Source organism: Mesorhizobium sp. M7A.F.Ca.CA.004.04.2.1 (assembly GCF_004022825.1).
In the GTDB taxonomy this organism is placed as follows: Bacteria; Pseudomonadota; Alphaproteobacteria; order Rhizobiales; family Rhizobiaceae; genus Mesorhizobium.
On record NZ_RZPH01001104.1, the window covers coordinates 1 to 1911 of the forward strand.

General features: G+C 60.5%; 2 protein-coding genes. Both read right to left on the minus strand.

Annotated elements, in window-relative coordinates:
* Positions 1–51: 51 nt before the first annotated feature.
* On the minus strand, positions 52–495 hold the full coding sequence (locus EN893_RS31750; RefSeq protein ID WP_023812248.1) for a hypothetical protein: 444 nt from the start codon (positions 493–495) through the stop codon (positions 52–54).
* Positions 496–500: 5 nt separating this feature from the next.
* The coding region (locus EN893_RS31755) for a TonB-dependent receptor (protein ID WP_128362090.1) at positions 501–1911 on the minus strand (1411 nt) is incomplete at its 5' end.

Sequence of the window (1911 nt, forward strand, 5' to 3'; positions counted from 1 at the left end):
GCCAGAGGCTGCACTACGGTGTTTCGCGGGAATGCATGATGCAGCCCCACCTCAGACTCCGAAAGCGATCCCGGTCTTGGTGTCCGTCTTCAGCTTTCGCATGCAGGCGTTCGGTTCGACGCCGGTACCGGTGCATTCGGTCGCGCTGTTGATCAGCACGCGGCTGACTTTCGAGCACTCGGTGCCGGCCAGATCGAAACGCGTCACCTTGGTCTTGCCTGCCGGCAATTCCTTGAAGTCGAGCACGGTCAGCCGGTCGACGACGCCGGCCTCGTTGAACAGGGCGATCTCGAACGCCGCCTTGGACAGGTCGGCGCCGAGATTGTTGTTGACCACGAACGTCAGGCGGCAACCCTTGTCGGAAGGTTGCGCACCGTTGAGTTCAAGGGTCAGCGCAGGGACCGGCGCGGACTCTTGTGCCCATGCCGGAACCATCGCAAGCGACATCGCCAGCATCGAGGTCAGCAGACGAAGGGATGTCATCAAGCTCGTCATGGTCATCAGCCTCCAAATCGCATCGTCGCCGCCAGCTTCAGGGTGACGCCGGGCTCGTAAGCCGCGAAAACCGGCTGCGGCGGCTGGCCGGCCGTGGTCAGGTTGAGCGGGTTGGCGTATTTTACATCGAACAGATTGTCGGCGCGGAAATCAATCTTCAAATTGTCCGTCGCCTGGTAGCTGGCAAAAGCATTGACCAGCGTGTAGTCCTCGGCGATCGGATTGCCCTTGGGCTTGCCATTGTATTGCACTTCGCCGCCCACGGTCAGCTTGTCCTCGAGGAAGCGCAAGCCGAGCTGCGCGGTGACCTGGGATGAGGGGATGGTCAGCAGGTCGGCCCGAACGTCCTTGTAGGAAATGGTATGACCATTGGTGATTGAGGCCGAGAGCCCGGCATAGCCCCATCCGGCATCATAGACGCCCTCAAGTTCGAAGCCGTCGATCTTGGCCTTGGCAAAATTCTGGTACTGGAAGCATATCGGGATACCGGGTCCGCTCGGGCAGCCGGCTGTCGGGTCAAACCGCGACAGGGTAACGCCATCGATGTAGTCTTCGACATCGTTGTTGAAATAGGCTGCCTTGATGCGCAGCGCATCGCCGGCTTCGAGGATGTCATCCTGCTTGTAGTTGACGCCGAATTCGACGGTCTTTCCGGTTTCCGGCCGCAGATTGGGATTGGGCAGGAACGGGAAGGTGACACCTGCCGGATGGCGACCGCTGATCAGTGTTTCCGACAGGGAGGGTGACCGGTATCCTTCCGCATAGGTGCCGTAGAATTGCAGGCCGGCAAGGCTGGCGCTGTCGAAAGGCGAGACGCCGACGGTGATGCGCGGCGACAACCGGTCCCCCGACGTTTCGTGGGTGTCATCCTTGAGGCTGTAATTGTCGTAACGCAGCCCGGCGATGACTTCGAGCCACTCCCAGGTGAGCTTGTCCTGGACATAGGCGCCGGAGACGTTCCGCTTGCCGGAAGGCGTATAGAAGCTGTCGCCACCGGCCGTGCCGCCGGTCTCGACTTTATCGCCGGCCCAGTCGCCGCCATAGGTCAGTTCGTGCGCGATTCCCGCAGTCTCGAATCTGGACGTGTTCCAAATGTCGATGCTGGTCGTGCCGATGTCGAATCTCGATGTCGAGCCAGCCGGCAAAACAACTGGAAGGCCGGTGCTCGGGTCAAACCGGTTGAGAGGCACGAGGCTGGTCAGATCGAGATTGGTCTTGTTGTAGGAGGTGTTGATATGGAGATCGAGCCAGCTCTTGTCCTCATCCGTAATGTTGTAGCGGGCGGTGAAGGTGTTCGACTTCAGGTCGACGTCATTGACCGGCACGCCGCCGCTGATCTCGTTCCAGCCGTCGCTTGAGCCGACCCAGCCGAGCTTCAGCTCACTGTTGTCGGTCGGCCGGATGGTGGTCTTGAGC

Bases quoted from the DNA above. Each gene is read 5' to 3' on its own strand.
- EN893_RS31750 (WP_023812248.1), bottom strand. From the start codon at position 495: ATGACGAGCTTGATGACATCCCTTCGTCTGCTGACCTCGATGCTGGCG.